The 24,601-nt window shown below is 58.9% G+C and carries 25 protein-coding genes and 1 pseudogene; 8 read left to right on the forward strand and 18 right to left on the reverse strand.

Going from position 1 to position 24,601, the window contains the following annotated elements; genetic code table 11:
* The 6 genes from ugpC to BM074_RS21495 form a co-directional block, all read right to left on the reverse strand.
* A complete protein-coding gene (ugpC, locus tag BM074_RS21470; protein WP_091925225.1) occupies window positions 1-1,077 on the reverse strand; it encodes an ABC transporter ATP-binding protein in 1,077 nt (358 codons plus the stop codon).
* Window positions 1,074-2,009: a carbohydrate kinase family protein gene (locus tag BM074_RS21475; protein WP_091925228.1), complete on the reverse strand. Its 936-nt coding sequence runs from the start codon at window positions 2,007-2,009 to the stop codon at window positions 1,074-1,076. The genes ugpC and BM074_RS21475 overlap by 4 nt, the downstream gene beginning before the upstream one ends.
* Window positions 2,009-3,031 (reverse strand): SIS domain-containing protein, encoded by a 1,023-nt coding sequence (locus BM074_RS21480; RefSeq protein ID WP_091925230.1) that lies wholly within the window; start codon window positions 3,029-3,031, stop codon window positions 2,009-2,011. The genes BM074_RS21475 and BM074_RS21480 overlap by 1 nt, the downstream gene beginning before the upstream one ends.
* Window positions 3,028-3,873: a carbohydrate ABC transporter permease gene (locus tag BM074_RS21485; RefSeq protein ID WP_027233013.1), complete on the reverse strand. Its 846-nt coding sequence runs from the start codon at window positions 3,871-3,873 to the stop codon at window positions 3,028-3,030. Before BM074_RS21485 ends, BM074_RS21480 begins: the two co-directional genes overlap by 4 nt.
* Complete coding sequence (locus BM074_RS21490) at window positions 3,873-4,754, reverse strand: carbohydrate ABC transporter permease (RefSeq protein WP_091925234.1); 882 nt, start codon at window positions 4,752-4,754, stop codon at window positions 3,873-3,875. The genes BM074_RS21485 and BM074_RS21490 overlap by 1 nt, the downstream gene beginning before the upstream one ends.
* A gap of 90 nt (window positions 4,755-4,844) precedes the next feature.
* Window positions 4,845-6,083: an extracellular solute-binding protein gene (locus BM074_RS21495; protein ID WP_091925237.1), complete on the reverse strand. Its 1,239-nt coding sequence runs from the start codon at window positions 6,081-6,083 to the stop codon at window positions 4,845-4,847.
* Between the two features lie 218 nt (window positions 6,084-6,301).
* On the opposite strand from BM074_RS21495, the gene BM074_RS21500 reads away from it, so the two are divergent.
* The gene (locus BM074_RS21500; protein WP_091925239.1) at window positions 6,302-7,516 is read left to right on the forward strand and encodes an ROK family transcriptional regulator; all 1,215 of its coding nucleotides are present in this window, start codon (window positions 6,302-6,304) and stop codon (window positions 7,514-7,516) included.
* Window position 7,517: 1 nt separating this feature from the next.
* Here BM074_RS21500 and BM074_RS21505 read toward each other — a convergent pair whose 3' ends face one another.
* Entirely contained in the window at window positions 7,518-8,849 is a 1,332-nt protein-coding gene (locus BM074_RS21505) for an omega-aminotransferase AptA (RefSeq protein WP_091925242.1), read from the reverse strand.
* 136 nt (window positions 8,850-8,985) lie between these two features.
* Between BM074_RS21505 and BM074_RS21510 the strand changes: the two genes are divergently transcribed.
* A complete protein-coding gene (locus BM074_RS21510) occupies window positions 8,986-9,534 on the forward strand; it encodes a cupin domain-containing protein (RefSeq protein WP_091925244.1) in 549 nt (182 codons plus the stop codon).
* Here BM074_RS21510 and BM074_RS21515 read toward each other — a convergent pair.
* Entirely contained in the window at window positions 9,531-10,118 is a 588-nt protein-coding gene (locus tag BM074_RS21515) for a helix-turn-helix transcriptional regulator (protein ID WP_113282182.1), read from the reverse strand. The two genes, BM074_RS21510 and BM074_RS21515, sit on opposite strands and share 4 nt — an antisense overlap.
* Before the next feature lie 80 nt (window positions 10,119-10,198).
* On the opposite strand from BM074_RS21515, the gene BM074_RS21520 reads away from it, so the two are divergent.
* Together BM074_RS21520 and BM074_RS21525 are read left to right on the forward strand one after the other, a co-directional pair.
* Window positions 10,199-10,921, forward strand: coding sequence for a CoA transferase subunit A (locus tag BM074_RS21520; protein WP_091925246.1), 723 nt, complete (start codon window positions 10,199-10,201; stop codon window positions 10,919-10,921).
* Between the two features lies 1 nt (window position 10,922).
* The gene (locus BM074_RS21525; protein ID WP_027233005.1) at window positions 10,923-11,564 is read left to right on the forward strand and encodes a 3-oxoacid CoA-transferase subunit B; all 642 of its coding nucleotides are present in this window, start codon (window positions 10,923-10,925) and stop codon (window positions 11,562-11,564) included.
* 32 nt (window positions 11,565-11,596) lie between these two features.
* Here BM074_RS21525 and BM074_RS21530 read toward each other — a convergent pair whose 3' ends face one another.
* The 4 genes from BM074_RS21530 to BM074_RS21545 all read right to left on the reverse strand — a co-directional run bounded on the left by BM074_RS21530 (window position 11,597) and on the right by BM074_RS21545 (window position 15,978).
* Window positions 11,597-12,361, reverse strand: a complete 765-nt coding sequence (locus BM074_RS21530) for an SDR family oxidoreductase (RefSeq protein ID WP_027233004.1) — start codon at window positions 12,359-12,361, stop codon at window positions 11,597-11,599.
* 17 nt (window positions 12,362-12,378) lie between these two features.
* Window positions 12,379-13,377: an ABC transporter permease gene (locus BM074_RS21535; RefSeq protein WP_091925249.1), complete on the reverse strand. Its 999-nt coding sequence runs from the start codon at window positions 13,375-13,377 to the stop codon at window positions 12,379-12,381.
* Window positions 13,374-14,942, reverse strand: a complete 1,569-nt coding sequence (locus BM074_RS21540) for a sugar ABC transporter ATP-binding protein (protein WP_175499091.1) — start codon at window positions 14,940-14,942, stop codon at window positions 13,374-13,376. The genes BM074_RS21535 and BM074_RS21540 overlap by 4 nt, the downstream gene beginning before the upstream one ends.
* A 79-nt stretch (window positions 14,943-15,021) precedes the next feature.
* A complete protein-coding gene (locus tag BM074_RS21545) occupies window positions 15,022-15,978 on the reverse strand; it encodes a sugar-binding protein (RefSeq protein WP_027233001.1) in 957 nt (318 codons plus the stop codon).
* 778 nt (window positions 15,979-16,756) lie between these two features.
* Between BM074_RS21545 and BM074_RS21550 the strand changes: the two genes are divergently transcribed.
* The gene (locus BM074_RS21550; protein WP_027233000.1) at window positions 16,757-17,017 is read left to right on the forward strand and encodes a helix-turn-helix domain-containing protein; all 261 of its coding nucleotides are present in this window, start codon (window positions 16,757-16,759) and stop codon (window positions 17,015-17,017) included.
* Between the two features lie 73 nt (window positions 17,018-17,090).
* On the opposite strand, the gene BM074_RS21555 is transcribed toward BM074_RS21550, so the two are convergent.
* The 4 genes from BM074_RS21555 to BM074_RS21570 all read right to left on the reverse strand — a co-directional run bounded on the left by BM074_RS21555 (window position 17,091) and on the right by BM074_RS21570 (window position 20,731).
* The gene (locus tag BM074_RS21555) at window positions 17,091-17,924 is read right to left on the reverse strand and encodes an alpha/beta hydrolase (RefSeq protein WP_091925252.1); all 834 of its coding nucleotides are present in this window, start codon (window positions 17,922-17,924) and stop codon (window positions 17,091-17,093) included.
* Window positions 17,925-17,949: 25 nt separating this feature from the next.
* Complete coding sequence (locus tag BM074_RS21560; RefSeq protein WP_091925255.1) at window positions 17,950-18,861, reverse strand: ABC transporter permease; 912 nt, start codon at window positions 18,859-18,861, stop codon at window positions 17,950-17,952.
* Between the two features lie 3 nt (window positions 18,862-18,864).
* Window positions 18,865-19,659 carry an ABC transporter ATP-binding protein gene (locus BM074_RS21565; RefSeq protein ID WP_228020643.1) on the reverse strand — a complete coding sequence of 265 codons (795 nt, stop codon included), beginning with the start codon at window positions 19,657-19,659 and terminating at the stop codon, window positions 18,865-18,867.
* 97 nt (window positions 19,660-19,756) lie between these two features.
* Complete coding sequence (locus BM074_RS21570; RefSeq protein WP_091925257.1) at window positions 19,757-20,731, reverse strand: ABC transporter substrate-binding protein; 975 nt, start codon at window positions 20,729-20,731, stop codon at window positions 19,757-19,759.
* A gap of 106 nt (window positions 20,732-20,837) precedes the next feature.
* On the opposite strand from BM074_RS21570, the gene BM074_RS21575 reads away from it, so the two are divergent.
* The 3 genes from BM074_RS21575 to kynA are packed head-to-tail and all read left to right on the forward strand — an operon-like array spanning window position 20,838 to window position 23,679.
* Window positions 20,838-21,581 (forward strand): GntR family transcriptional regulator, encoded by a 744-nt coding sequence (locus tag BM074_RS21575; protein ID WP_027232995.1) that lies wholly within the window; start codon window positions 20,838-20,840, stop codon window positions 21,579-21,581.
* A gap of 14 nt (window positions 21,582-21,595) precedes the next feature.
* Entirely contained in the window at window positions 21,596-22,843 is a 1,248-nt protein-coding gene (gene kynU / locus BM074_RS21580) for a kynureninase (RefSeq protein ID WP_091925260.1), read from the forward strand.
* Window positions 22,840-23,679 carry a tryptophan 2,3-dioxygenase gene (gene kynA / locus BM074_RS21585; protein ID WP_091925263.1) on the forward strand — a complete coding sequence of 280 codons (840 nt, stop codon included), beginning with the start codon at window positions 22,840-22,842 and terminating at the stop codon, window positions 23,677-23,679. Before kynU ends, kynA begins: the two co-directional genes overlap by 4 nt.
* A 26-nt stretch (window positions 23,680-23,705) precedes the next feature.
* Here the strand turns inward: kynA and BM074_RS21590 are convergent, their stop codons facing one another.
* A complete protein-coding gene (locus tag BM074_RS21590; protein WP_027232992.1) occupies window positions 23,706-24,080 on the reverse strand; it encodes a hypothetical protein in 375 nt (124 codons plus the stop codon).
* 191 nt (window positions 24,081-24,271) lie between these two features.
* Window positions 24,272-24,601, reverse strand: a pseudogene (locus BM074_RS21595) (homoserine dehydrogenase); the annotation flags it as partial.

Raw genomic sequence — 24,601 nt, forward strand, 5'->3', positions numbered from 1 at the left:
TTAGGCGTCGATCCGCTTTTCGGTCACCGCATCGAAGACATGAAGTCCATCGGCATCGATGCTGAAGCGCTGTAGCGAGCCGACCGTCACCTGCGAACGTGGCGGCAGGCTCGCGGTAAGGCGCTGGTTGCCTATGGATGAGGTGACCACAAGTTCAGGTCCGGTCAATTCCACGACTTCCACTTTGGCTTCGATGGTGAGCTTGCTTGCGTCGCCCAGTGCAAGGCTGAGATTCTCCGGGCGGATGCCAACGATCACCTTGCGCGATGCCTGGCCTCGCAAGGAGGAGGGGAGGGGGATTACCGTCTGTGAACCGGCAATCTGAGCGATGCCGTCCACCAGCGTCGCATCGAGCATGTTCATGGGCGGCGAACCGACAAAACTTGCGACGTAGCGTGTGGCGGGACGATTGTAGATCTCGTCGGGCGATGCCAGCTGTTCAATATGGCCGTCGCGCATGACGGCGATGCGCGTGGCGAGCGTCATTGCCTCGATCTGATCATGCGTCACATAGACAATCGTGGTACCGAGCATCTGATGCAGGCGCTTCAGTTCGGTACGCGTCTCCATTCGCAGCTTCGCGTCGAGATTGGACAAGGGCTCATCGAACAGGAAAATCTTCGGATCACGCACAAGCGCCCGGCCAATGGCGACACGCTGTCGCTGGCCGCCGGAAAGCTCCGATGGCCTGCGGCCCAAAAGGTTCTCGATTTGCAGCATCTTCGCGGTCTTTTCGACCGCCTTTGCCCGTTCGGCAGCCGGTACTCTGCGCATTTCAAGGCCGAAGCCGATATTGCGAGCGACCGAAAGATTGGGATAGAGGGCATAGGACTGGAACACCATGGCGATGTCGCGGTCCTTTGGATGAACGCCGGTCACCGAACGATCACCGATGCGTACGTCACCTTCCGTCGCCTCCGCAAGGCCGGCAATGATGTTGAGCAAAGTGGACTTGCCACAGCCCGACGAGCCGAGCAGCACCAGAAACTCGCCGCTCGCCAATGACAGGTTAATTCCCTTGAGCGTATCGACGCTGCCATAGCGCTTGCGGATATTGACGAGTTCAAGGGCGCTCATGGCGCGTTCTCCAGGAATGAATGAAGGATCTCGCCGTCGTAGCGGCGAGGAACAGTGGATATGGCCGTCGAAGCAATGCGCACACCGCATTTAAGGCTGTGCTCTAGCGTCTGGCCGTCGGCCTGCGCTGCTATGAAAGCCGCATTGAACACGTCACCCGCGCCGATGGTATCGGCAACGGCAACCAGCGGCGCCGCGACCGAGACGAGCCTGTCGTCAGGATCGATCGCTAGCGCTCCATCGGGACCACGCTTCACGACGACGGTCGCACCGACCGGCATAAGCGCCTTCAATGTCCGGGCCGCTTCAACGGGATCACCGCAATCGGCAAGTTGAGTTGTTTCGACTTCGTTGAACAGCGCAAGCGTGCAGCGCGAGAGCCACCGGCGCGCCTTTTCACGATTTGCCTGCGTCCATCCCTCGATCGGCCAGCCGGTATCGAGCGCAAGCGCAATGTCATTTGCATCGGCCCAGGCGAAAAGCTGGTCATACTCGGCTACGAGGCCATCTGTCAGGAAGGCCCCGCAAAGGATGACGATGCCACCCTTCAGCTTTTCAGTATCGAGCATCGATACCACCTCTTGCCAGGAGAGGGCTCCGATATGACCCCGCGTGGTAAAAAAGGTGCGCTCACCGTTCGGATGCGTGATGCCAACCGAAAGCGTTGTGCCCGTGGGCGCGACGGGCCAATTTACGGCCACAGCACCAAATCCCTGGCGCAGCCATTCGCCGAACTGGTCGTTGCCGATATTGGCAGCGATCTGGAAGTCGACACCGAGGCCCTGCCAGGCAAGGGCCGCATTGCCTGCCGATCCACCGACACGCAACTCGTCATAATCGACCATGATTTCGGTTCCCGGGGTCGGCCAGGGATCAGCGGGCCCGAGGATCAGATCGACATTGACGTTTCCGATGACGGCAAGCGGGCGCATCATTCGCTCCGGGTGATCTTGCTCGAACGGACCGGCGTACCGACATCCTCGACCCGCATGCTAGCAAAGCCGAGCATAAAGTGCTGGCCTGCCGGCAGAAGTGCAAATACGGCGGCCATGTCGCTCGCGGTTCCGACGTCGACCGTTACCGCGCCTTCGACGGGCACTTGCCCGGACGCATCGAACACGACGACAGGCGATCCTGCTTCGAGGGCGGAAATCGCCATCCGTGTTACGAACTCTGCGGTTTCATCGCGCGCACGGAACAATACGACGCCCATCTTCGGTCCAAGCATTTCCATAGGTCCGTGTCGCAGCTGGCCTCCCTCGAGCGGAAAGCAGGGAACTCGCGAAAGCTCGGTTAGCCCAAGCGCGATCGCCTCGGCTACGCCCTGCAGGCGACGGCCGGAGGTTACCACCGAACCAACATCTGCAAGCGCGTCGACAGCGGCCTTGACGTCGGGCTGGCGCTCGGATCGGAGCAGCGCGAGGGCAGGTTCGGCATCTTCGCCGAGCGCGCTCAGTATGGCGAGATGCAGGGCGAAACTCAGCGTGAGGCTGCGCGTTGCCGCAAAGGCTTTTTCCGTGCCGCCGGCTCCGACGAGGGACGGAACAGTCCGGGCGAGCGTAGAGCCGCCCTCGAGCGTCAAGCCGAACGTATCAGCGGGCACGCCGACTTCGGCGAACCAGCGCAACACTTCCGCGCTCTCGCCCGACTGCGATGTGAGCAAGACCGTTTTTCCAGACAGCGGCAGCGGCTGGCCGAGCTGTTCGGAGAGCGGGATAGCAACCGCATCGATTCCCAATGCGCGATAAAATGGTTCGACCGCACGTCCGACGGCGTGTGAGCCTCCCATGCCGAGCAGCAGCAGACGACCATTCTTGCGCAGCGATGCGGCAATCGTCGCCGCAAGCGAAGAGGCAGCGTCGAACGAGGCGATGGCGTCGGCATTCTGGCGTGACATTTCATATTCGATCGCGGCAAGTCCGGTGGGCCGGGTGGTGTTCATGTCCTTGGTCATCCTTTGACGCCGCCACTGGTCAGCCCCGAGATAAGGGCGCGTTGCATGAAAAGGCCAATCAGCAGCGGGGGGAGGGCGGCCAGGACACCCGCTGTGGCGATAAGGCCGTAATCTGAGACGCGTCCGCCGGCGAGGTCGGCGATCGCGACGGTCAGCGTCTTCGCACGCTGATCGGAGGTGAAGAGCAGGGCATAGAAGAATTCGTCCCAGGCGAGCAGGAAAGCGAAAAGCGCTGCGGTTGCCATGACCGGCGCGGCCAGCGGCAGCGTGATAATGCGAAGGATCTGGTCGAGGCGCGCGCCATCCATGGTCGCCGCGCTTTCGATCTCACGGGGTATGGAGTCAAAGCCTGACTTGAGGAGCCACGTCGTGAACGGAGCGAGGATCGTGAGATAAACCAGCGCGAGCCCGAAGACGTTGTTGAGAAGACCCAGCCAGGAAAGGGCCATGTAGAGCGGTACGGCGAGCGCGACGGGCGGCAGCATGTAGGTGGCGATGACCGCGTAGAGCGACCAGCCGACGGATGGCGTTCGCGAAACGGCCCAGGCCGAGGGGATCGCAACGATGAGCGCGGCGATTGTCGCCATGCCCGCGACCTTGATACTGTTGAAGAGGGAGGCGACAAAAGCCTGTCCGGCGCTGTTGGCGACCGAAGACAGCAAGACGCCGTAACGGGACAGGTCCACGGTATCCGGCCACCAGTGCAGGGGCTTGGCGATGAGATCGGGCGTTGAAGAAATGCTCATGACGAAGAGCCAGAGCACCGGCGCAAGGATCACCGCCAGCAAAAGCAGGGCCGCGAGATGTACGAAAATGGTCGCTGCAAGGCTTCTACGTTCCATCAGGACACACCTGCGCTTTTGCGAATGAGGGCCGCATAGGCGACGGCGAGGATCGTCACCAGCAGCGTGACGATCAAGGCGAGGGAAGCGCCGGATCCCGCCCGCTGGAACGAAAACGCTTCCTGGTAGACGAGGATCGAAAGCGTACGCGTGCTGTTTGCTGGTCCCCCACGCGTCATGACCCAGATAATATCGAACACCTTGAACGCTTCGATCGTGCGCAGGACGAGGGCGACCATCAACGGACCGGCGAGATAGGGCATGATGACAAAGCGGAAGCGCGACCATGCACCAGCGCCATCCACCATCGCCGCCGCCGTAATATCACGCGGTACGGCCTGGAGGGCGGCGAGGGCAATAAGCGCAACCAGAGGAAAGTTCTTCCAGCAATCGGCGACGATGAGCGACGCGAGTGCGGTGCCGGGCTCACCCAGCCATGATTGATAGGCCCCTATGATCCCCATCTGGGTGAGGGCCGCATTGAGTGCCCCATATTCGGGATTGTAGATCAGACGCCAAAGTGTGGCATTAACCACAGTCGGCAAGGCCCAGGGCAATATCATCAGGGCGCGCAGCACAGAGCGCCCGTAGAATTGCTGATTGAGCAGCAATGCTGCAAGCACGCCTATGACCATCTCCGCCGAGACAGAAAGCACAGCGAACCAGAATGTGGTGATCAGCGTTCGCTGAAAATTGGGCCCGGAAAGGATGCGGACGTAGTTTTCGAAACCAACGAAATTGCCTGCGGTGCCGACGAGCTTGGCGTCCGTAAAGGAAAGTCGCACCGTGTCGAACAGCGGCCAGCCGATAATCGCAACCATCACGATCAGGAGCGGCAACATCAGGAACCATGCGCGGGTCGTGATCCAGTTGTTCGTCATGAAAATCCGCCTGTGCATACGATCCGACAATATTGAATCATTGTGAAAGGCGAGGGCGGAGCAATGTCTGCAGCCGCCCGCGCTAAAATATCAAAGACCGCTGTTCTGGACGGCTGTTTCGAGCGCTGCATCCGGCTTTGCCTGGCCGAGCAGCGATTCCTGGATCGCCTGCTGCAGTGCTGTCGACAGCTCCTGATACTTCGGTGTCGTCGGACGCGGGTACATGGCAGCGAGCCCGACCTTTGCGGCGGCGATCAGTTCTTCCTGACCCTTTGCCACGGCCGGATCGTCATAGGAGGATGCCCAAATCGGCAGGCTGAGCTTAGCATACTGGTTCTGCGTAGCCTGCGAGGTCATGAAGGTGATGTATTTCCAGGCTTCGTCCGCATGCTTGCTGGTAGAGGTAATACCCAGGCCCATCGAACCGTTGACCGCCGAAACCTTGCTCTTGCCTTCGACACCCGGGGCAGGCACCACGCCAACCTTGCCGGCGACCTTGCTGTCCTTCGGATCGTTGGCCATGTTGTACATGTAGGTCCAGTTAAGGGCGAACGCTACATCACCATTCTGGAACAGGCGGCGCACATCTTCTTCCAGAAATTCCTTGGAGTTCGGATTGGTGACGCCGGACGTATAGCTATCGACCATATATTTCAGCGCATCGAGACCGCCGCCTGTCTGGAAGGCGGGCTTGCCGTCCTTGAGGAAGCTGCCGCCATAGGCGCTGACGAGCGTCGTATAATCACAAATGGCAGCTTCCGCCTGTGACCAGCTCCAGGCGATCGGGGTGGCAAGTATGCCCTTGTCCTTGATCGTCTTGGCCTGTTCGGCAAGCTCCGCCCATGTCGTCGGCGGCGCCTTGATGCCTGCCTTTTCCAGAATTTCCTTATTGTAGAAGAGATACTTGGTGTCGAGAATCCATGGCATGCCATAACGTTTGCCGTCATATTCGACGGTGGTCCAAGCGCCCGGCAATACACCCGACTTCATTTCCGGCGTGATCTTGTCCGTTACATCCGTCAGGACTTTATTGGTTGCATATTCTGCCGGCCAGATCACATCGAAGAGAACGACGTCGTAGCCGCCGCCCGATCCCTGGGCGAGCACGGTCTTGTCGTGCAATCCCTCATAGGGAACGAATTCGAGATTGACCGAGATATCCGGATTTGCCTTGGTGAAGGCCTCAGTCATGGCACGAACGTCTGCCTCGCTATAGGCAGCCTGCGCCATGAACAGCGCATTGATCTTCGTCTCCGCATGGGCTGGCGAAAAGAGCGCCGCTCCAAGGAGTGTCGCGCCGAGAAGCGCGGTCTGCACGGATTTCAACATTATTACCTCCTATTTGGCCTTGGTCGGTTGCGGAGCCACTCGAGCGAGAGACGCCGGTTGGTCGTTAAGTCCGAGAGCTTTTTAACTAGGACCTGCCCGCGACTTCCCTTCGTCCGGCCAGTGCTCATTCCCCGAAGACTCTTGGGGTCTTTTATTAAATCAATTGTCTTGACTTATTAGTTGTTCAATATTCTTCTGGAGTCAAGTGGGGACTGTGGATGAACGACAAGAGACCGATCAGAGCCAAGAGCGGGACGAACCTCGGCGGTGCAAGCGCGCATAATCGCCGCATCATGATCGATGCGCTGCGCGTCAACGGCGCCCTGTCGCGCGCCGATCTCGCGAGAGCTACCGGCCTCACGCCGCAGACGGTCTCCAACATTATCGAGGAACTTGCATCCGACGGTCTGGTGCGCTCGCAGGCGACGGTGCGGCGGGGGAGGGGACAGCCCGCCACCCCTTACCAGCTCGTACCGGAAGGCGCGTTTGCAATCGGCTTGCAGATCGATCGCCACGTCACTCGCACGGTGATCGTGAACTTAGTCGGCGAAGTACTGGTAAAGTTCGAGGCAAAGTTGCCGCCGGGGGGACCAGCGGAAGGCGTGCTGGTGATTCTCGATCTCGTCAGGCGGGCGCGCGCGCAACTTGCCGCCCGGACGAGCGACGCGGATAAGCGCCTCGTTGGTCTCGGCGTCGCCATGCCGGGTCCGTTCGGGATCAATACGCTCTATGACGACCCTTGGATGATGACCGCATGGCAGAACTTTCCATTGATAGATCGTATCGCCGAGGGCACCGGCCTTGAAGTGGCCTTGCAGAACGATGCGGCGGCGGCGGCTACGGCCGAGCGATTGCTCGGCGCGGCGCACGGTCTCGACCATGCGATCTGCATCTATTTCGGTTACGGGCTTGGCGCTGGCCTTATTTTGAACGGCGAACTTTACGGAGGTGCGCATGCGAATGCCGGTGAGATCGGCATGATCCTCGCATTGATTCCTGGCGATGGGGCTGATGTCGAGCCGCTGGAGCATTACGCATCGATGGCGTCTCTATGCAAATTACTGAGCATAGATCCATCGGAGCCGCAGCTTTTTGAAATGGTGAGCGATGCCCTGCAAAAGGGCAGTCCCCAAATCGAAGCATGGATTGCCGACGTGGCGCAGCGCCTTCGACGAGCCATTCAGGCGCTCGAATCCATATTCGATCCGCAGACGATCATCCTTTGCGGGGGCGCCCCGCGTCGCCTCATCGACCGTCTCGTCAAGGAGATTGGGCCTTTGCTGCCCTCTATTGCCGATCGGGCGAGCCGCTTCCCGGAGGCGCGGCTTCAGGCCGGATTGGCCGATCCATGGTCGGTGGCGCTTGGCGCGGCGGCCGAACCGATAGCGCGGACTTTTGATCCGCGCTTCTCGGCCATTTTGAAGAGTACCTAGCTCAAGCGGCGCGCTTGATGGCATCACCAAGCATCGAAGCCATCGTGTCGATCTGTTCTTTCTCGACGATCAATGGCGGCGACAGCGCGATCGTGTCGCCGGTCACGCGGACGAGCAGTCCTTTGTTGAAGCAATCGACGAACACATCGTATCCGCGCGCGCCCGCCGCATCGGCGCGAGGTGCGAGTTCGATACCGGCCACGAGGCCGATGGTGCGAATATCGATGACATTCGGCAGGCCATTCAGACTGTGCATCGCCTCCTGCCAATGGTCGGCAAGTTCGGCGGCGCGGGTGAGAAGGCCTTCCTCGCGGTAGATTTCAAGCGTCGCCAGACCTGCGGCACAGGCGACAGGATGTCCCGAATAGGTGTAGCCGTGGAAAAGTTCGATCTGGCTTTCCGGTCCTACCATCAGCGCATCATGAACCGCTTCGCTGGCAAAGACCGCGCCCATTGGAACGACGCCGTTGGTCAGACCCTTCGCCGTGGTGACGAGGTCGGGAACCACACCAAAGTAATCGACAGCGAAAGGCGTTCCGAGGCGACCGAAGCCAGTGATCACTTCGTCGAATATGAGCAGGATGCCATGCTTCTTGCTGATGGCTCGAAGCTTTTCGAGATAGCCCTTCGGCGGCAAGAGCACGCCCGTCGAACCGGCAACCGGCTCTACAATGACGGCGGCAATCGTTTCGGCGCCATGGAGGGCCACAAGGCGTTCCAGATCGTCAGCAAGATCAGCGCCATGTTCAGGCAGACCATTCTTGATGAAGGAATTGCGCACCGGATCGTGCGTATGGCGCATGTGATCGACGCCGGGCAGGGTCGGGAAAACGCGGCGATTGTTGACGAGCCCGCCGACGGAAATGCCGCCGAAGCCGACGCCATGATAGCCGCGCTCACGGCCGATGACGCGTGTACGCGTGCCTTGGCCAATTGCACGCTGATAGGCGATGGCAATCTTGAGTGCGGTGTCGACCGATTCAGAACCAGACCCGGTGAAAAACACCTTCGTAAGCCCTGCCGCCTTGCCGCCAGGCGCAATTGCCGCAAGCTTTTCAGCGAAATCGAAGACGTAGGGATGGCCCATCTGGAACGGGGGAGCATAGTCCATCGTCATGAGCTGGCGCGACACCGAGTCCGCAATCTTTTCGCGGCCATGACCTGCATTGACGCACCAGAGACCTGCGGTACCGTCAAGCACCTGCCCGCCATCCACATCGGTGTAATACATGCCCGTGGCGCCCGCGAGCAGCCGCGGTGCCGCCTTGAACTGGCGGTTAGCCGTAAACGGCATCCAAAAATTTTCAAGCGATGGGGTGTTCGACATTAACATCGGGAGGTCTCCTCTTCTTTGCCGAAAAGGCCACGCTTTGAATTGCCCAACAAGTCCTTTTCTGGGTAAAATCAAACCATTGTTTTTGTTGCAACCGCGTGGGATATTTGCGTGATACCAAACAGGTGAAACAGCAATGAGCATCGATCTCGGCGGCCGGCTGCGCTTCCTGCGTGAAAGGCAAGGACTCTCGCAGCGGGAACTGGCCAAGCGCGCAGGCGTGACCAATTCGACCATATCGCTCATCGAATCCAACCAGACGAATCCTTCGGTTGGCGCATTGAAGCGCATACTCGACGGCATTCCGATCGGCCTCGCCGAATTCTTTGCGCTCGAGCCCGACCGCCGGCAAAAAGTCTTCTACGAAGCGGGCGACCTCGTTGAAATCGGCAAGGGCAATATTTCGTACCGGCAAATTGGCGAAAATCTCTTCGGGCGAATGCTGCAGGTCCTCAAGGAACGTTATGAGCCTGGAGGGGATACGGGAAAGATACCTCTGGTTCACGAAGGCGAGGAAGGCGGCATCGTCATAAGCGGGCGTCTTGAAGTAACGGTCGACGATGAGCGGCGGATACTTGGACCCGGTGACGCCTACTATTTCGAAAGCCGCAGGCCGCATCGGTTCCGCTGCGTCGGCCCCAACCCCTGCGAGGTTGTCAGCGCTTGCACTCCGCCGACTTTTTAGCGGAGAGCCGCAAACCAGGCGATGAGTTCGGCGCTGTTGCGCAGGCCATGGGCGCGCATCAGCCGCGCTCGGTGTGCTTCGATGGTCCGCTTAGACAAACCGATTTCCTGAGCGATCTGGGAGTTGGTCTTGCCCTGCGAGACGAGGGTAAGCACCTGCTTTTGCCTATCAGATATAAGGCTGGTCGTGGCGGCAACCGTTCGACTCATCGGCTCGAAACAATATAGCGCCTCGGCGAAAGGGTCTGCGTGGTTGCGGCTGCGCCCCCTTACCTTGCACCAGAAGCTTGTGCCATCACGCCGGCGCATGAGCCGCTCGTCATAATAGACCCTGCCGCCCGCGAAGTTCGTTTGCCACATCTCGCCGGTCCGCACGAAATCCCTGAGCTTTGGATAGAGCTTGGAAAAGCTCTGGTCGATCAGTTCATCGCGCTCATAGCCGAACTCCTTGGCGAATTCGACATTGCAATCGCGTATGATACGGTACGTCGCATAGACCATCGGCACCGGCAGGTCGGCCAGCCAGAAGCGCTTGGCGCTTTCAGGATTTGCGATGTCGGAACTCAGAGATGCCGCTGCTGTCATGCAGTATTAATACGACTACCTATACCGCCTCGACAAGCCATACGGTTGCAGTCAGAGGATGGAGAAATGGGAGATTATCCTTGAAAAAAGTTCATTCAGATGTGAGCGGCGCGCTCGATGGCCTGCTGTTCGACGGCATGACCATCATGGCCGGCGGCTTTGGCCTATGTGGCATCCCCGAAGCATTGATCTATGCGATCCGCGATTCAGGGGTCAAGGATCTGACGGTGATTTCCAACAATGCGGGCGTTGACGGCATAGGCCTCGGCGTTCTCCTGGAAACGCGCCAGATTCGCAAGATGGTCTCGTCCTATGTCGGCGAGAACAAGCTCTTCGCCCAGCAATATCTTTCGGGCGAACTCGAACTCGAGTTCAATCCGCAAGGCACGCTTGCCGAACGTATTCGCGCCGGTGGCGCGGGCATCCCGGCCTTCTTCACCAAGACAGGTGTCGGAACGATCATTGCCGAGGGCAAGGACGTGCGCGAGTTCGATGGTGAATCCTACGTCATGGAACGCGGCCTGTTTGCCGATCTTTCCATCGTCCACGCTTTCAAGGGCGATACGGAAGGTAACCTTGTCTATCGGAAGACTGCGCGCAACTTCAACCCGATCATGGCGACGGCCGCGAAGGTCACCGTCGCCGAGGTCGAGCATCTTGTCGATGCGGGCAAGATCGACCCCGATCAGGTGCACACGCCTGGCATCTTCGTGAAACGCATCGTGCATGTGCCCGATCCGGTCAAGCATATCGAACAACGAACGACCCGCCCGCGTATCATTGCTGCAAGTGAGGTGAACTAAGATGGCCTGGACACGCGATCAAATGGCCGAACGCGCCGCCAAGGAACTGCGGGACGGCTTCTACGTCAATCTCGGCATCGGTATTCCGACCCTCGTTGCAAATTATATCCCCACCGGCATGAGCGTTCAGTTGCAGAGCGAAAACGGCATGCTCGGCATGGGCCCGTTCCCCTATGAGGGAGACGAAGATGCCGACCTGATCAACGCCGGCAAGCAGACCATCACCGAACTGCCGACGACCAGCTATTTCTCCGGTGCGGACAGCTTCGGTATGATACGCGGCGGCCATATCGACCTTTCCATTCTCGGCGCGATGCAGGTTTCCCGCAGCGGCGACCTCGCGAACTGGATGGTCCCTGGCAAGATGGTCAAGGGCATGGGCGGCGCCATGGATCTCGTTGCGGGCGTCAAGCGTGTCGTCGTCGTCATGGAGCATGAGGCCAAGGGAGAAGCCAAGCTTCTCGAAGAGTGCACCCTGCCGCTTACCGGACAGCGCGTCACCGACCTCGTCATCACCGATCTCGGTGTCTTTTCCTTCGAGCGTCACGGCGAGCCGAAGATGACGTTGATCGAAATTGCGCCCGGCGTGACGCTTGACGAAATCAAGGCAAAAACCCAGGCGAAATACGACGTCGCGATCTGAACCTTGAGCGCCGCCGGCGAGGCGGCGCCCATTCACCAGCAGACGAAGCCTCCATCGACGACGAGATCGATTCCCGTCACGAAGGACGAGGCGCGGCTGGCAAGAAACACTGCGGGACCGATCATTTCCTCTGGCGCGGCAAGCCGGCCCATTGGCGTATCCCGTTCGAAGATCTTGACCTGATCGGCAACTTCCGGGCGCCGGTTCATCGGCGTTAGCGTATATCCAGGGCTGATCGAGTTGACGCGCACGCCCCGATCAACCCACTCCATTGCGAGGCTCTTCGACAGGTGGATGACTGCTGCCTTTGAGGAGTTGTAGTTTGCCTGTTTGAGGTCGCGATTGACGATCGAGCCCGACATCGAGGCAATATTGATGATGGAGCCCTTGCCTCGCGGCAGCATGACGCGGGCCTCCGCCTGGCAGGACAGGAACACACCGGTGACGTTGACATCGTAGACATGCTGCCAGTTTTCGCGTGCCAGCGTTTCGGCTGCGCCGCCCGCCCCGATGCCGGCATTGTTGACGGCAATCGTCAGCGGGCCGAGTTCACTCTCGATTCGCTCCACGGCGGTTGCGATATCGTCGGCTGACGTTACCGAGCCTTCAATCGTGATCACCTTGCGCCCGGTCGCGCGAATACGCTTGGCCGTCTCGTCGAGCCCGCTGCCGGAAGAATGGCCAAAGCAGCCAATATCGGCACCCGCTTCGGCAAGCCCAATAGCTATGGCCTGGCCAATGCCGCTGCCGGCACCCGTCACGAGGGCAATTTCGCCTTGAAGATCGAAAAGGTCCATGTCCAGTCCTTTTCCGGCTAGTTCCTCTGGCCCTCGGTGCTAGGCTCGGCGCGGGCAGCCCTTACCAGACGCCGCCGCGTGCGGAACGCGCCCCATTGCTGGTCGACCAGCACGCCAATGAGAATAACGCCGCCCATCACCGAGAAGTTGAGGGAAGACGGTATGCCGAGGAGGTTCACCAGGTTCTGCAGTTCCTGCAAAAGGATTGTGCCAAGGATGACGCCGACGATGGAGCCTTCGCCGCCGCGCAGCGAGAAGCCACCGAGCACCGCTGCAGCAATGGCGTAGAGCTCGTAGAAATTGCCATGGCTGGCCGGCGAGATCGAGCGGGTATACATGGCGAAGTAGATTGCAGCGAGCGCGGTAAGGACACCGCAGATCACATAGGCTGCCATGATGATCCGACCGGTACGGATACCGGAGAAGCGCGCCGCTTCCTCGTTCTTGCCGATCGCGTAGAGGTAGCGGCCGAAGACCGAGCGGTGCAGGACGACCCACATTATCGCCATGATGACGATCAGCGCTATGAAGCTGTTTGGCACACCGTAGGTGCGGCCAGCGGTGAGGAACTCTAGCGTCGGGAAATTCTGGCCGAAGGCAAAACCGGCGGTGCCGTCAGCTGTATAGAAGCGGGCAACGCCGCGATAGATCAGAAGGCCGCACAAGGTGACGACGAAGGGCTGCAGCTTCAGCCGTGCGATCAGCCAGCCATGCGCCAGGCCGATAAGGCCGCCCAGTATGAGGATGAGAATAAATGCGACGGGCCAATCCATGCCCCTCGTCGCAATAAAATCTATGAACAGCACGCCGAGGAGAGCGATGGACGAACCGACCGAGAGCTCGATGCCGCCAGTTATGATGACGAAGGCCTGGCCGATCGAAAGGATGCCGAAGAGGCCGATCAGGTTGGACGTATTGGCGAGGTTGATGGGCAGCAAAAACCGGGGATTGATCGCAGCAACGACCGCGCCCACGACCAGAATGAGAAGTAACAGCCCGATATCTTTCTTGCTCATCGCCCCTCCGGCTCTTTCTTTGCTAGTCTAGGCTTTTTTCCAACCGCAAGCAGCATGACGTTTTCCTGACTGAGGTCGTCCTTGTCGAGAATGCCCGAGATCTGGCCCTCGTGCATGACCGCTACGCGGTCGGAAACGCCGATCACTTCCTCCATGTCGCTCGAGATCATCAGCACCGCGACACCTGCCTCGGCAAGAACCCGCATGAGATTGTAGATCTCAGCCTTCGCGCCAATGTCGATGCCGCGGGTCGGCTCATCCATGATGATGATTTTGGGATTCATGGCGAGCCATTTGGCCAGTACGACCTTCTGCTGGTTGCCGCCCGACAAAGAGCCCGTCCGTGTCGCGACGGAAGGCGCTCTGATTCCGAGACTTGATCGCTGCTTTTCCGCCGTCTTGTTTTCGCTGCGGGCCGAGACGAGATATCGTTTCGAATGCGCGGGCATGTCAGGCAGTGAAATGTTCTGCGCAATCGGAAAATCGAGGAGGATGCCCTCGAGCTTGCGGTCCTCCGGAACAAGAAAGATGCCGTTCGCGACCGCATCGGCAGCAGAGTGCAGCGCAAGTTTCTTGCCATCGGTATAGACCTCGCCGCCGAGCCTGGCATCTATACCGAAGAGGACGCGGGCAAGCTCGGTGCGGCCCGAACCGACAAGGCCGGCAAGTCCGAGGATCTCGCCACGACGAATCTCGAGGCTGACCGGGTGGTGCGGATAGGTCGTCGTGCGAATATCTTGCGCTGAGAGTGCTACCGCTCCCGGTGTCTGCATCGAAACGGCTGTCCGTGCCTTCAGCGCCCTTCCGATCATCAGTCGAACCATCTCGTCATGATCAATCGCACTTTTCGGCAAGACCCCGGCGAGGATCCCGTCTCGAAGGACCAGCACGCGATCGGCGACGCGCTCTATTTCATGCAGGCGATGCGAGATGAAAATGACGCTGATGCCATCCGCCTTGAGGCCCTTGATGACCGCCAGAAGCTTCTCTGTCTCGGGGAGGGGAAGGCTCGATGTCGGTTCATCGAGAATGACGAGCCGCGAATTTATCGAGAGCGCCTTGGCAATTTCCACCATCTGCTGCTGGGCGAGCGAAAGCTTCGAGACCGGCGTGTCAGCACTGAAATTCGCACCCACGCGCTTCAAAAGCGAACCCACCATTTCGCGGAGCTTGGCGCGGTCGACGAGTTTCAGAGGTCCGGCGCGCAATGGTTCGCGGCCAAGAAACACATTTGCAGCGACATCGAGATTGTCGAAGAGGTTCAGTTCCTGATGAACGAATGCGATACCGGCGTTCATGCTGCCTTCGACGGTCAATTGGTCGTGTTCGATGCCATCGACCGTGATCGTTCCACGATCAGGCTTCACCACGCCGCCGAGAATCTTCATCAATGTGGATTTGCCTGCGCCGTTCTCGCCAACGAGGCCGATCACTTCCCCCGGAGCCACCTCCATGGAAAAATTATCGAGGGCAACGACACCGGGATAGCTCTTGCGCACGCCCGAAAGGCTCAAGAAAGGCGCTTCGACGCCAGCGAACGACGATGTTTCAGGTACATTCAACATAGCTGCATAAACCAGAACTCGAGATCATCGAAGACGCCGCCACCGGGCGACGTCTTCCTGATTATCCTGATAGTCTGGTTCAATTTCCAGCCATTGCTTTCAGATTTGCTGCATACTTGTCGACATCGTCCTTGCCGATGATCACGGTTGGAATGATGATCAGCTTATTGTCAGGGATACCCGACTTGTCGCCACCGAGATAAGCCGCCATCAGCTTCATGCCGCGGTAGGCCCATTCGAACGGCTGTTGCACGACAGTGGCGGCAACAGTCCCTTCCTTGACGCCACCCAGCGTGATCGGATCATCGTCGAAACCGACGACCGTGATCTGGCCAAGCTTACCGGCATCGCGCAGCGCTTCGTAGATTCGCGGCGTATTGTACGAATAGAACCCGACCATGCAGGTCACGTCAGGGCTCGCGACAAGCGCATCCTCAACGTTCTTCTTGGCACGCGTTTGGTCGATATCATCACCGCGCACATCGACGAGTTCGATCTTGGTACCGGCGAGACCATCCTTCATGCCCTGAATGCGCTCTTTGGCGTTGTCCGCCCCGAGCAGGCCGACAAATCCGATGCACTTGCCCCCATTCGGCATGGCTTTCTTGGCAATTTCGGCAGCCTGCTTGCCCGCATCCACGTTCGACGATCCGATATAGGCGACGCGGTTGGTTTGCGGCGCATCGCTGTCGGTGGTGAAGAGCGCGGTCTGCGAGGCAATCTTGTTCAGCCCGTCAGTCGACGTTTTGGGATCGACCGCCGAAACCATGATGCCCTTGACGCCGGCGGTGACGAGATCGTCCATCAACCGCTGCTGGATGGCAACGGAGGATTGCTCCGGATATTTAAGTTCGAGCGAGTAGTCAGGCAGTTCCGCCTGGGCCTTCTTGACACCGGCTTCTGCGGCCTTCCAGAAGTCGGAGGCCCCGTTCACGACAAAGGCCAGGGTGGGCTTATCCGCGGCGTTGGCGATGGGCACTCCGGCTGCCCCAAGGACGAGAGCAGCGGTTAAGCCAGCAGCTAATGCAAGTCTCATAACTAACCTCCCATTAAAGTCCGTATTGCGCCCGGACCGTTGGCAATCTGACCATCGCGTCGCTCCTTCCTCCAAGGCCGACGACACAACGGGGAGCCGATAAAATCGGCTTTCCGACATGACTTTAATTGGGTAATTGTTATTAGTAAACTCTATTATCATATAGTATTATCAATCTTTCACCTGCGTCGTACGAGGCCGCTGCGTGGTGGCCGGCGGCGGAACGGGACCATGAGAGGTTGAACGAAGATTGGGTCCATCTGATTCTAGCGACCAGCCTTCGAGGATCAGGAAAGCCAGAAATCGCAGAGCTGTCGACGAGTGGGGGCTCGCTACCTCGTGCGTTTCACGACGCAGACGGGGCTTGCGCCAGGGTACTGGGGATCCTGCTCGACGCAGGCGGCATCATAACGGAACGTCCCGTAATAGACGCGCGCGCAGCCCGAAAGCAGCGGAGCGAATGTTACAATCACCAGGAATATGGCCCTGAAATAATTCCTGCCGTGGTGGTTCATTTTCCTCGATCTCGTTCCTATATGAGCGTTTGAAAGTGACACAGTGGCGTAACAATCCACTGATATTCTTCACTAATTGACCGAACCGACAATCGGCAGCCGTAGCAGTCTAGCAAAATCTGGTGCCAGAATAAGGCAAGTACCCGTTAAGGTTGTGTTCACGTTTTCCGTGAGCCTGCACAAAAGGCTTGATCGAGCGGGATTGACGTATAAGTTCGGCCTTCCGATTTGTTAACCAAACCTTTCACGTTAGGAGCAAAGCGATGAACAACAGCGACTATACGTTGCCAGAAACAATTTCCACGGCGCTAGCCAAAGGTACCAATATTGTCACGGCATTTCGCGAACAATTCGGATATTCCGTCGAGGATTTGGCCGTAGCATGCGGTCTGACTTCCCTCGAAATTGAAACGATCGAAAGCGGTCAAAACAACGACCCAGCCAAACTGGAGCGTATTGCCCACGCATTGGGGCTTCCCAACAATGCAATGATCATTGAAGAATCGAAGCGCCTAAGCGCCTGAAATCTTTAAATTAATAAATCGGACTCAAAAAGCTGCCAGGGTGATATCCCAACTCTGGCAGCTTTTTGTTTGGCTATAATCCAAGCAAATTACGGGTCAGCGGATGGTCGGGCTCCGTCAGCCCCTCAATGATATTCGCGTGATGCTTGCCGGGCTCTTCGACGGCGTCCACCCGGCAGTCGAATCCTGACCAGACGTTGGCCAGCAAGGCGTTCTGCCGCACGAACTCCGGGCGCTCCAGCGCGCCGACCCATGCGGTTACGTCAATCCCTTCCTGCGGTTCAAGGAGGGCAGGACTCTCGAGCCGTGCTTCGACCGCATCAAGATGCAGAGTTTCGTTCATCTCCGTTTTCATCAACGGCCGCAGGTCAACGAGGGGCGATATCGGGACCGTCTTGCGGATGCGTTGGCGAACGGCCTGCGGCAGGGGCGAGGTTGCAGTCATCATCCGGGCGACAAGATGACCTCCGGCCGAATGCCCGGTCAGGTGGATCGGCCCTGCGACCTCGTTTGCAGCGTGCGCAATGGCAAGGCCGACTTGAACCGTAATGTCGCTGACGCGCACCTCCGGACAGAGCACATAGGAAGGAATGGCGACGGCAAACCCGTTCGACACCGCACCCCTTGCCAAATGCGACCACGCGGACTTGTCGAAATCCTCCATCCAGTAGCCGCCATGAATGAAGACCGCTAGGCCGCGCAGGTCGCCTGACGGCATGAACAGGTCGAGCCGATTGCGATCGTGTTCGCCGTAGCTGACGTCGAGTTTCAACAGACCCTTGCGGTCCATTTCCTCGCGAAAGCTTGTGGCCTGCTCCAGCCACTTTGCCGGGTATCCGAAGCCATCGGGTATATAGGCAAAATTCGAATAGGCGTCGTCCCAGTCGATTGGTTCTTGCGTGACCATCCTGTTTCCTCCCGGCGCTCTAACGCTATTCCCTGACCTTCTCGCGAACGGCAAATCCGCCGCCGGACTTGCGCAGATTCGGCAAGGCCAGCATCAACAGGACAAAGGCGCCGGTCGCAAATTTCAGGTCCGCGGGAGCGAGGCCGAGCGTAAGGCAGAATGAAATGAGCTGATAGTAGACCAGCGAGCCGACGACCGGCGCGAGCACCTGGCGCAGAATAGTCTGCCGTCCGGTAATAGCCTCGCCGATGATCAGGGCGGCAAGGCCATTGATCAGAATGCCGAAGCCCATGTTCACGTCGGCAAAACCTTGCGTCTGCACCATGATGCTCCCGCCGGTTGCCGAGAGCGCACTCGCGGCGCCGACGCCGACGATCGTCGCGGTGCCGACATTGATACCCTGCGCTTCGGCCATGTCCGGGCTCGCCCCCACCGCGCGCATCGATGTTCCTTTCTCCGACATGAAGAAATAGAGCATTGCCGCAACGACGAGCAGGATCAGAACGCCGACGATCAGGATCTTGACCCAGGGCAGATTCGCCGAGGCGCCGGCGAGCAGCGTGAACACGGTGTCGTAGGTGAACAGCGGTATATTGGTGCGGCCCATGATGCGCAGGTTGATGCTGTAAAGCATCGTCATCACCAGGATACCTGCAAGCAGCGTATTGATCTTGAAGCGCAGATGAATGAACGCTGTGCTGCATCCGGCGATGAAACCGCAGATCAGGGCAACGAAGCAGGCCAGGAACGGGTTGACGCCCCCTGCGATCAGCGTGCCGCAGACACAGCCACCGAGCGGAAAAGCACCTTCGGAGGTCAAATCCGGAAAGTTCAATATTCGGAAGGGCAGCATGACGCCGAGAACAACGAAGGCAACGATGAGGCTCTGGGCAACCGTGACCGGGATCAGTCCGTAGAAGCTGGTGAAAACGTCCATGGCTCAATTTCCCTGCAGCGCGATAGCGTCGGATTTGGTGTGGAACCGGTCGATGAGGTCAGAGACCGTGATGCCGCGCTTCTCTTCGGGGCCGATTTCTACCAGCACCTTGCCGGCGTCCATCATGACGATCCTGTTGCCGTAGTTGATCGCGTGTTCCATGTTGTGGGTGACCATCAGCGTCGTGAGCTTGAGCTCTTCCACCGCGCGCACGGTCGTATCCATCACGAGCTTTGCCGTGCGCGGATCGAGGGCTGCCGTATGCTCGTCGAGAAGCAGCAGTTTTGGCTGGGTAGAGACCGCCATGACCAGCGAAAGCGACTGGCGTTGACCGCCGGACAGGAGCCCAACCGGCATGTCCAGACGCTTTTCGAGTCCAAGATTGAGTTCGGCGAGTTGCTCGCTGTATCTGGCACGCCGCGCTGACGTTAGTCCGAAGGAAAAGCCCCGCCGTTTGCCGCGCAGTTCGGCCAGGAGCATGTTCTCGCCAATGGTCATCGTTGGCGCGGTACCGATCATCGGATCCTGGAAGACGCGGGCAATAAACTGAGCCCGGCGATGCGCGTTGAGGCGCGTGACGTCCTGCCCGTCAATGGAGATGCGTCCGGAGTCGAGCGGCAGCTTTCCGGAGACCGCGTTGAGGAAACTGGACTTGCCGGCGCCGTTGCTGCCGATGACGATGCAAAAGTCCGCCGGTGCAAGGTTGACATTGAGTCCGTCGAGCGCCCGGCGCTCGTCCTGCGTACCGCGATAGAAAATCTTTGTGCCGCCCGTTACGGAAAGCATGTTCTTTGTCATTGATGAGCCCTCGAACTCCGAGCTGTATGCCCCACGCAATAGTTCCTGCGTCATGGTTGGCGCAGGAACTATAGGTTTGCAGGCGAAAGGAGAAGGCTTATTTGACGAAGCACTCGCAATCTTTGAGGCTTTCCGGCACTTTTTGTCCGGTTTTGGCAAGCACGGCCTCATTGATCAAAGCAGTATGGTCTTCATAAGTCGGCTTGATCGGAGCAAGACTTGCTGGCGACTTGCCGGCAATGATCTCCGCTGCAAGCTTTGCCGCATTCTGCCCGACCTTGGTGTACGAGACCTCGAAAGCTGCAGCAACGAGACCGTCACGTACCGCCTGTGCCGATGCGTTGACGATCGGAATGTTGACCGAGAGGGCGGCTGCGGCAACGGCGGGCACAGCTGGCTGAACCAGGTTCGAGCCCGGAACGTAGATGACGTCCGCCTTGCCGGCGAGCGAGCTGACGCGGATCGGAATATCGTTGGTGTTGTCGAGGCCGACTTCGACTAGCTCCATGCCTTCGGCCTTAGCGGCTTCCTTGATCAGCTTGAGCACGGCAACGTCGTTGTCTTCGCCCGGATTGTAGAGATAGGCGAGGCGCTTGGCATCGGGCAGCAGCTTGCGGATGAACTTGACCACTGAGCTGACGTCCTGCAAATCCGACGCGCCAGTCATGCCGGTGTCGCCAGCTTCCCAGGATGGCGTCAGCTTTGCTGCGACCGGATCGGTCACCGCTGCGAAGACGACTGGCGTGCCGGAATTGCCGACGATCTGGCGCGCGCCCTGTGCGACCGGAGTGGTGACGGCGAGGATGAGCTTCGGGCTTCCCGAAACGAGCTTCGTGACCATTTGCGGGATGAGGGTCGCATCGAAATTGACCTGCAACTCATCATAGACAGCATCGGCAACGCCGAGTATCGCCAATTCCGCCTTGAACGAGGTCACGGTTTCGTCGAGCTGCGGATGCTTGCCGAACTGGGCAATGCCGATTTTCGTTTCGGCTGAGGCCACGCCTATGTGCAGGCTAAGGCCGAGTGCTGCCGCGAGCGCAGTGCGCACCGCATATTTTGCGCCAATCATCGAATGTCTCCCTTTTTTGTGTGTTCCAACCCCTGAGGCTTGAAAATAGTATAACAAGCGTGAAATGATATACAATACAAAATGGGGCAAACCCACAGAGGGAACGATGGCCGAGAGCGTCAAATCGGACAGCCTTTACGCGGCGCTGCGATCGCGCATTCTCAATGGAAGATTGCGTCCGGGCCAGTCGTTGCGGCTACGCGCGCTTGCCGAGGAATTGGGCGGCAGCGCAACACCTGTTCGAGAAGCGCTCAATCGCCTGCACGCCGAAAACTTCGTGACGACCGAAGCCAACAAGGGCTTCCGTGTTGCAACTGTAACGCTCGAGGAACTTGAAGATCTGGAATCGGCCCGCGCTGCGATCGAAACCCAGCTGCTGCTGCGATCGATCGACAAGGGCGATCGCGACTGGGAAGCGCGCCTCGTCAGCGCCCATTACCGGCTGTCGAAATGCGAGGTTCCCAACTCATTTTCCCAATCGGAAGCAATCGATCTTTGGGACGCCGCACATACGGAGTTCCACTTCGCCCTGATTGACGGCGCCGCCTCACTCTGGCTGATGAATTTCGCACGACAGGTCAATGCCCAGCTGCAACGCTACCGCCGACACATCATCCTGCGCATCGATCACCTCAATCGCTCCGCAGCGCAAAATGGCAACGGCTCGCTGGGCGTCCTGTCACGCGAAGCGCTTGGTATCGATGCGCACACGGCGCTTATGCAGGCGGCGCTCGATCGGGACAGATCGAAGGCCGAGGCCTTGATGCTCGACCACGTGCGTCTCGCCAAGGACGCCTTTTTGAAACTTGCCAAGGCCAGCGGCATTTCCGGCATTGATGCCGCCGCCTGACGAACAGGGACACCATGGACAATACCACTCAAAGAATTGACGCCGCGGCGGCAGATCGTTCCGATCCGCTTCGTGGTTTTCGCAAACGCTTCCATTTGCCGGAAGGCGTCATCTACCTTGACGGCAATTCGCTCGGCGCTTTGCCTAAATCCGTGCGCCAGCGTGTGTTGAACACGATCGACAGGGAGTGGGGCGTCGATCTCATCCGCAGCTGGAACACCGCGGACTGGGTGCACCTGCCACAACGTGTCGGCGCCCGCATAGCCCGCATCATCGGTGCGGAGCAGGGAGCCGTCGTCGCCGCCGACAGCACATCGATCAATCTGTTCAAGGTGCTTTCAGCCGCCCTCGACTTGAACCCCGGCCGCAACAAGATCGTCTCCGAGCGCGAAAACTTCCCCACGGATCTGTACATCGCGGAGGGCGTCGCCAGGCAGATCGGCAAGGGTCACCGGCTGGTTCTGTCGGATTCGCCCGAGGAAATCCCAGGATTGCTCGATGAAGACGTCGCGGTGCTCATGCTGACGCATGTCAATTATCGCACCGGCTATCGCCACGACATGGCGGCACTGACGCGCGCCGCCCATGACAAGGGCATTCTCGTCATCTGGGATCTGGCACATTCGGCAGGCGCAATGCCGGTCGATCTAAGCGGAGCCGAGGCGGATTTCGCCATTGGCTGTGGCTATAAATACCTCAACGGCGGTCCGGGCGCTCCTGCCTTCCTCTACGTCAATCCTCGGCATCACGGCGGCTTCCGCCAGCCGCTTTCCGGTTGGTTCGGTCACCGTGCGCCGTTCGATTTCGACTCCGCCTATACACCTTCCAACAAGATCGAGCAGTATCTATGCGGCACGCCCCCGGTTCTTGCGATGGTCGCCATGGATGAAGCGATGGCCATCTGGGATGACGTCGACATGGCGGCGCTCCGCGCCAAGTCGATAGCGCTGTGCGACCTGTTTATCCAGGAGATCGACAGCTTCGCCGAGCGTCTTGGTTTGCGGCTGGTCACGCCGCGCGAACCGAAATTGCGCGGCAGCCAGGTCTCCTATTCTTGCAAAAACGGTTATGCGATCATGCAGGCGCTGATTGCGCGCGGCGTGATCGGCGATTTCCGTGCGCCCGATATTATTCGCTTCGGATTCACGCCGCTTTATCTGAGTTTCGCCGAAGTCGAAAAAGCGGCAGCAATCCTCAAGGACATTCTCGAAACAAGCGCCTGGGATGCGCCGGAATTCCACGTCCGGGGCGCCGTGACATGACGCGTACGCCTTACGATCCGGAACAGGAAGGCGCGCAGATGATGTTCGATGGGCGAATGTCCTATGGCGACTATCTGCGCCTCGACACGATTCTTTCAGCGCAAACGCCGCTGTCCGACGCCCATGACGAAATGCTGTTCATCGTTCAGCACCAGGCATCAGAGATCTGGATGCGCCTCGTCATTCACGAACTGACATCGGTTTGCCTGCACATTGCAAGCGATGATCTCGCGCCGTCCTTCAAGATGCTTGCGCGGGTTTCGCGCATTCTCGATCAGCTCAATTCGGCATGGGATGTGCTGCGCACCATGACGCCGAGCGAATATACGACGTTCCGCGAAGCCCTCGGCATGTCGTCTGGATTCCAGTCGTTCCAATACCGTGCGATCGAGTTCCTTGCCGGCAACAAGAACGCGGCGATGATGCGCCCGCATGAGCACAAGCCGGACATTCACGCCTGGCTCAAGGACATCCTGCACAAGCCCAGCATCTATGACGAATCCCTGCGGCTCCTCGCGCGCAAGGGCTTTGCCATCGATCACGCCGTACTGGAGCGTGACTGGTCGCGGCCTTACCAGCCCAATGAGAGCGTCCGCAATGCCTGGCTCCAAATCTATCGCGATCCCGAAGCAAATTGGTCCCTCTACGAACTTGCCGAAAAGCTCGTCGATTTCGAGGATTACTTCCGGCGCTGGCGCTTCAACCATGTGACGACGGTCGAGCGCATCATCGGGTTCAAGACCGGCACGGGCGGCACATCCGGCGTCAACTATCTGCGCAAGATGCTCGAAGTGGTGCTGTTTCCCGAACTCTGGAACGTGCGGACCGAGCTTTAGCTTATTCGTCGAGATAGAATTGCTGCCTAGGCTGCCCGCTTGTCGATCATCACGCAGTCCATCGCCGATTTTGCATGGACCTGGTTACTGTGCGCAAAACCATGTTTGGCAATTGCTGCAAGATCGTCATCGGGCCGGATTGGCCGCGACCACCAGTTTTCATTGAGTTTCCAGCCTTGGGCAGCGGCGCTTTCGATATCGGCGCTGTCAGGACGCAGTACACAGGATTCGTGCACGATGCGCGCATCCGGCGACCGTCTCATCATCATTTGCCGGCCACGCTTGAGCGCACTCGCTTCATCATCTTCAATAACAAGCTGATGATAAAGATGACGTGTCTGTTTATACTTCGTCAGATAAGCGAACTTGACTTGATATGCTGGCAAAACCTGCTCCTGCATCAAAGACTCAACCGCGTTAACCAATTCTTAATATTGTTTGCGATGCAGTCTTTTTCAAGGATGTCGGGGTTTTGCACAGATTAATTTATCGATGACGCACTCAAGCAACGTATTGATTAGTCTTGGTCTTCTGCAGTCGTTCCGATAGCGAAATGAATGAGGATCGACTCTAGATCTATCTCCTCTACTACTCACGCGCCGTAGACGAGCTTGTCCTGGCGGGCGCGCAGTTCGACGATCTTCGAGCCTGGCACCGGCGCGGCATTGGCGCTGGTGATGAGTTCGCCCTTGCGGATCGGCGCCGTGACGCTGCCGCCCTGCAGAAGTCCGCAGGGGATCGCCCCCGCTTCACGCGCTTCCGCCGCGGTCATGATCCAGGCGCGGTAGCAATATTCGCCGATGGCATCGAGCTTCTCTCCGGGCTGCATGTCCTTCTTGGCGACGGCGCAGACCTCGGCCACGGGCTTGGCCAGCGGCACCATGTCGGGCTTGCCGTAAAGGACGACACGGGCGCAGGTCAG

The sequence above is a fragment of the Phyllobacterium sp. CL33Tsu genome (assembly GCF_900113985.1).
In the GTDB taxonomy this organism is placed as follows: domain Bacteria; phylum Pseudomonadota; class Alphaproteobacteria; order Rhizobiales; family Rhizobiaceae; genus Phyllobacterium; species Phyllobacterium pellucidum.

What these genes read in the sequence shown, in the direction of transcription:
- ugpC (WP_091925225.1), bottom strand. Translation starts at nt 1,077, where the DNA reads ATGAGCGCCCTTGAACTCGTCAATATCCGCAAGCGCTATGGCAGCGTC.
- BM074_RS21475 (WP_091925228.1), bottom strand. Translation starts at nt 2,009, where the DNA reads ATGCGCCCGCTTGCCGTCATCGGAAACGTCAATGTCGATCTGATCCTC.
- BM074_RS21480 (WP_091925230.1), bottom strand. Translation starts at nt 3,031, where the DNA reads ATGACCAAGGACATGAACACCACCCGGCCCACCGGACTTGCCGCGATC.
- BM074_RS21485 (WP_027233013.1), bottom strand. Translation starts at nt 3,873, where the DNA reads ATGGAACGTAGAAGCCTTGCAGCGACCATTTTCGTACATCTCGCGGCC.
- BM074_RS21490 (WP_091925234.1), bottom strand. Translation starts at nt 4,754, where the DNA reads ATGACGAACAACTGGATCACGACCCGCGCATGGTTCCTGATGTTGCCG.
- BM074_RS21495 (WP_091925237.1), bottom strand. Translation starts at nt 6,083, where the DNA reads ATGTTGAAATCCGTGCAGACCGCGCTTCTCGGCGCGACACTCCTTGGA.
- BM074_RS21500 (WP_091925239.1), top strand. Translation starts at nt 6,302, where the DNA reads ATGAACGACAAGAGACCGATCAGAGCCAAGAGCGGGACGAACCTCGGC.
- BM074_RS21505 (WP_091925242.1), bottom strand. Translation starts at nt 8,849, where the DNA reads ATGTTAATGTCGAACACCCCATCGCTTGAAAATTTTTGGATGCCGTTT.
- BM074_RS21510 (WP_091925244.1), top strand. Translation starts at nt 8,986, where the DNA reads ATGAGCATCGATCTCGGCGGCCGGCTGCGCTTCCTGCGTGAAAGGCAA.
- BM074_RS21515 (WP_113282182.1), bottom strand. Translation starts at nt 10,118, where the DNA reads ATGACAGCAGCGGCATCTCTGAGTTCCGACATCGCAAATCCTGAAAGC.
- BM074_RS21525 (WP_027233005.1), top strand. Translation starts at nt 10,923, where the DNA reads ATGGCCTGGACACGCGATCAAATGGCCGAACGCGCCGCCAAGGAACTG.
- BM074_RS21530 (WP_027233004.1), bottom strand. Translation starts at nt 12,361, where the DNA reads ATGGACCTTTTCGATCTTCAAGGCGAAATTGCCCTCGTGACGGGTGCC.
- BM074_RS21535 (WP_091925249.1), bottom strand. Translation starts at nt 13,377, where the DNA reads ATGAGCAAGAAAGATATCGGGCTGTTACTTCTCATTCTGGTCGTGGGC.
- BM074_RS21540 (WP_175499091.1), bottom strand. Translation starts at nt 14,942, where the DNA reads ATGTTGAATGTACCTGAAACATCGTCGTTCGCTGGCGTCGAAGCGCCT.
- BM074_RS21545 (WP_027233001.1), bottom strand. Translation starts at nt 15,978, where the DNA reads ATGAGACTTGCATTAGCTGCTGGCTTAACCGCTGCTCTCGTCCTTGGG.
- BM074_RS21550 (WP_027233000.1), top strand. Translation starts at nt 16,757, where the DNA reads ATGAACAACAGCGACTATACGTTGCCAGAAACAATTTCCACGGCGCTA.
- BM074_RS21555 (WP_091925252.1), bottom strand. Translation starts at nt 17,924, where the DNA reads ATGGTCACGCAAGAACCAATCGACTGGGACGACGCCTATTCGAATTTT.
- BM074_RS21560 (WP_091925255.1), bottom strand. Translation starts at nt 18,861, where the DNA reads ATGGACGTTTTCACCAGCTTCTACGGACTGATCCCGGTCACGGTTGCC.
- BM074_RS21565 (WP_228020643.1), bottom strand. Translation starts at nt 19,659, where the DNA reads ATGACAAAGAACATGCTTTCCGTAACGGGCGGCACAAAGATTTTCTAT.
- BM074_RS21570 (WP_091925257.1), bottom strand. Translation starts at nt 20,731, where the DNA reads ATGATTGGCGCAAAATATGCGGTGCGCACTGCGCTCGCGGCAGCACTC.
- BM074_RS21575 (WP_027232995.1), top strand. Translation starts at nt 20,838, where the DNA reads ATGGCCGAGAGCGTCAAATCGGACAGCCTTTACGCGGCGCTGCGATCG.
- kynU (WP_091925260.1), top strand. Translation starts at nt 21,596, where the DNA reads ATGGACAATACCACTCAAAGAATTGACGCCGCGGCGGCAGATCGTTCC.
- kynA (WP_091925263.1), top strand. Translation starts at nt 22,840, where the DNA reads ATGACGCGTACGCCTTACGATCCGGAACAGGAAGGCGCGCAGATGATG.
- BM074_RS21590 (WP_027232992.1), bottom strand. Translation starts at nt 24,080, where the DNA reads ATGCAGGAGCAGGTTTTGCCAGCATATCAAGTCAAGTTCGCTTATCTG.